This is a genomic window from Nocardia sp. NPDC088792 (assembly GCF_044750615.1).
Taxonomy (GTDB): domain Bacteria; phylum Actinomycetota; class Actinomycetes; order Mycobacteriales; family Mycobacteriaceae; genus Nocardia.
The window spans coordinates 273949-277934 of the sequence record NZ_JBIVKC010000003.1 but is presented as its reverse complement, the minus strand read 5'-3'; the positions used below and the strand labels follow the sequence as shown (position 1 = coordinate 277934).

Here is a 3986-nt window from a genome sequence, read left to right as displayed (position 1 = left end):
CTTTGTGTCCGTCCTCAGGCCATGCCGTAGTTGTTGTCGGGTTCGGTGGAAAGCGGCGGGCGTCAGCCGCTTTCGGTCACCTTGACGCGGCGCGCGGTCGCGCGGATCTCGTCGACCAGCTCGGCGGTGCGCAGGGTGGCTGCGGCGTCCGGGGCCGCGGCGGGGGCACCGGTGCGGGCCGCGCGGATCGCCGCGGCGAATGCTGTTGCCGTGCGGGCATATTGATCGGCCGCGGGCAGCACCAGCTCTTCGGCGTGGTCCTGCTCGTCGATGCGCAGTACGGGCCGATGCTCGGGCGGTGGCGTGAAGGCACGCTCGACCGCGAGCCGGGCTTCGGCGCCCCACAGCTGATAGCGCGACGCATAGCTGTGTTCGAAACCGAATTCGGCGGTCACGATCACTCCGCCACCGGAGACCAGCAGAGCGCTGCCGGAGATATCGACGCCGGAGTCCGGATCGATGCGCAGCACAGCGCCGCTCAGCTCCAGCCGGTCCTCGTCGCCGAGCAGGAATTGGGCCAGACGCAGCGGATACACCCCCGCGTCCAGTAGTGCGCCCCCGCCCAGGTCCGCCTGGTAGCGCACATCGCCGCCGGGGAGTGGAGGGAAGCAGAACGAGCCGGTGAAGTGCCGCAAGGCGCCGAGCCGGCCGTCGGTGAGCAGGTCACGCACGACACCGTGCATGGGATGGTGTGCGGGCGTGAAGTTTTCGCGCAACACCAGGTTGCGCTGTGCGGCCAGCCTGATCAGATCGGCGGTGGCGGCCGCGTCGATGGTCAGCGGTTTCTCGCCGAGTACGTGCTTGCCGGCCCGCAGTGCGGCGCAAGCCCATTCGTGGTGCAGACCGTTGGGCAGGGCCAGGTAGATCGCGTCCACGTCCGGGCGCGCCAGCAGTTCGGCGTATCCGCCGACCGGGACGCCGCCGAAGCGGTCGGTGAATCGGGTCGCCTTGGCCGGATCCCGGCTCGCGACGGCCGTGATCTCGACACCGGCGGCCGTGGAGAAGGCCGGTAGCATCCGTCGCCACGCGACCGAGGCCGCGCCGAGTACGCCGATGCGCACGGGGTTTGTCGCCAGGTCTGCGTCGCTCACCGGCTCGACCTCGCCTCGATGCGGTCGTCCTCCGCGGCGATCAGGCTGTGCAGGCAGGCGATCAGGCTGCGGGCCTGCACGTTGACGTAGTGGCTGTAGCGCGTCAGTCCGACGAGCTGGCCGATGGTCATCCAGCGGTATCGCGACGGCCCGTTGCCGGGATCGGTGTCTTCGGGCAGCGGGTCGACCTCGATCACCAGGTATCGGTTGCGGGCGTGGAAGAACCGGCCGCCTTCCTCGGACAGGATGGTGTCGAACCGGATTCGGTCCGGCGCCGCGCCGAGCACATCGTCCAGGAACGGTGGCCGGGTCAACCGCGGCAGCTGATCGTAGGTTTCCGGGGTGCACTGCACGGTCGGCGCGAGTTCCACGAAATCCAGGAAGCCGGGCTCCGATCGGGCATTGACCAGTACGTGCAGGACGCCGCGCAATCTGGTGGCCAGGAAGGCGATGACGCCGAGACCGTGCGGGGCGATCATCGGCTGAGTCCAGCTGTTCACCTCGCGATTGCCACCATCGACCGCGACCGCCCGGATGTCGAAGAACGCACCGGAGTCGTGTTCGATCCGGTCGGCTCGCCGCGTCCAGTCACGGACCTCGGGCAGCGCGATCGGGGTCGCCACGACTTCGCGGCGGGCGCGCAGATCCGTTACCCAGCTGAGGATTTCCGCGCTGGTGTGCAGCGCGCCCTGGTCGGTGTCGAGCGAACGCACCAGGGCCGCACGGAAACTGCCTTGCACGCTGGGTAGTTCCTCGACGAGTCGCCCGCCGGAGAACGGCAGGCACGACAGCACCGTGCGGGTGTTCATGTTCAGCAGGTCGTCGTAGGCGAACAGTTCGTAGAGCTGGCCGAGCGACAGCCAGCGGAAGCCGTCGCGCACCTCGACCGGCCCGTCGGTCTCGACGACCATGTTGCGGTTGCGCTTGCAGTAGAACCAGGACCCTTGCTCGGACTGCAGCACATCGGCCAGCACCACCTCCGGGCGTGCGCCGGAGAAGTATTCCAGGTAGGGCACGGGCCGCCCGTGATGGACCGCCGTGTAGTTGCTGATGGTGGCCTGCACCGTCGGTGAGAGTTGGAGCGCATTGTGGTTGCCCGGCTCCATCTTCGCCTGCATCAGGCAGTGCAGTACGCCGTCGAACTGTTTGACGAGAATGCCGAGCACACCGGTTTCGGGCTGATCGATGATCGGCTGCGACCACTGCGTCACCGCGCCGAAGCTGGTGTGCACCCGCAGTCCCTCCACGGCGAAGAACTTGCCGCTGTCGTGTACGAGATTGCCGGTGTCCGGATGGAAGCGCCAGCTGATCAGGTCGGCGAAGTCGATGCCGGTGACGACGGTCGGATCGGCGGCGATCCGCGCGGTGAACCAGCGGTGGAAGTCGGCGCTCGAATCGATCGCGCCCGTGGTGGCTACTGCCGAGCGGGCCAGCTGGATCGGTCGGGTGCGGTCCTGGTGGCCTAGTGGTCCGGTCATCGGCTCACGCTGTCGGCGTAGGCCTCGACGACATCGGCGGCCGCCTCTACGCCCGGATCGCCGCGCACGGCATCCGCTAATTTCATTGCGCGCGCCGCGATTTCGGGGTCGGTGGTGGCGATCCGGACCGCAGCCGCCAGCTTCTCACCGGTCAGCCCGGCGTACGGCACCGGCGCGGGTGCGACGCCGAGGGTGTGCATCCGGCGTGCCCACAGCGGCTGATCGGCGTAGCAGGGCACGACGACCTGTGGGACGCCCGCGGACACCACCGCCGCGGTGGTGCCCTGGCCGGCGTGGTGCAGCACCGCCGCGGCCCGCGGGAGCAGCCAGGTGAAATCCGCTGTCTCACTGCGGAACACATCCAGGTCGTCCGGGATATCGGCCGCGGGGCCGCCGATGATCACCATCCGGTGCCCGGTCGCGCGGACCGCGTCCAGGGTCGCGCGCAGCAGGTCCGTCCCGCACGGGAGCCACGAGCTACCGAAGGTGGTAACCAACGGCGGCGCACCATGTTCCACGAACTCGGTCAATTCCGCCGACTGCTCCCAGCGGGTGTTGTCCGACCAATAGCCGGTGACATGACACTGCTCGGGCCAGTCCCGCGGCGGCGCGAAGATCTGCGGACTGAATTGGTAGAGGATCGGCCGTGTGCGCCCATCGTCGCGGAACGGCGACCGGAAACCCGCGCGGGGCAGGCCCGAGGCGCGGCGCGCCTGATTCACGCCGGCGCGGTACACCAGCCATTCCAGCGTGCCCATCGCCCGATGAGTGAACCGGTTGTAGGCCCCGCCGAGCGGCCACTCGGGCGCACCGAGCGCCGGCCAGGCCGCGGTCTCGGTGACCGGCCACGCCGAGACCGAGCACCACGGCACTCCCGGCTGGGCCAGGGCACCGATCCTGGTCAAGTTGGAGTTGATGATCAGATCCGCGCCCTCGGCCGAGGCCACCATCGCTTCGGTGAACGCCAACTGCTCGGCGGCGCTCGGCCGCGGCGCGGCCATCGCCATGCGATACATCGACGGGCCGCGCCGCAACGCCTCCTGCACCCTCGGGTGCGACATGATCTCTTCGACATACCCGGCGCCGAAACTTCCGAGTTGCCGGAACTCGAGCCCTGCTCCCTGCACCAGATTCTCGAATTCCGGTGTGGTAGCGAGCCATACATCGTGACCACGTGCGCGCAGCGCACTGCCCAGGAGTACGAACGGCTGCACATCGCCACGCGAGCCGATGGTCGACAAGGCTATGCGCATCGACGTTCCTCTCTGCGAAAACTACTGGTGGAGAAGGGAAATCCAGATAATTCGACCGTAATCGGCCCGGTTATCATCTCGATAGCGCCGCGTGTGCACGCACACGTCAGGGCGGCGATACGTAGCCCCGGGTATCCGGGGAATCTGTGGTCGTTCGGCATCGG

At 68.4% G+C, this 3986-nt stretch carries 3 protein-coding genes; all 3 read right to left on the bottom strand.

What is annotated here, in order from left to right:
• Positions 1-62: 62 nt before the first annotated feature.
• From ACIP5Y_RS19095 to ACIP5Y_RS19085, 3 genes are read right to left on the bottom strand one after another with little or no spacing between them, the layout of a single operon-like run.
• On the bottom strand, positions 63-1091 hold the full coding sequence (locus tag ACIP5Y_RS19095; RefSeq protein WP_400351575.1) for a Gfo/Idh/MocA family protein: 1029 nt from the start codon (positions 1089-1091) through the stop codon (positions 63-65).
• The gene (locus tag ACIP5Y_RS19090) at positions 1088-2569 is read right to left on the bottom strand and encodes an NDP-hexose 2,3-dehydratase family protein (RefSeq protein WP_400351574.1); all 1482 of its coding nucleotides are present in this window, start codon (positions 2567-2569) and stop codon (positions 1088-1090) included. The genes ACIP5Y_RS19095 and ACIP5Y_RS19090 overlap by 4 nt, the downstream gene beginning before the upstream one ends.
• A complete protein-coding gene (locus ACIP5Y_RS19085) occupies positions 2566-3822 on the bottom strand; it encodes a glycosyltransferase (RefSeq protein ID WP_400351573.1) in 1257 nt (418 codons plus the stop codon). Before ACIP5Y_RS19085 ends, ACIP5Y_RS19090 begins: the two co-directional genes overlap by 4 nt.
• Positions 3823-3986: the final 164 nt, after the last annotated feature.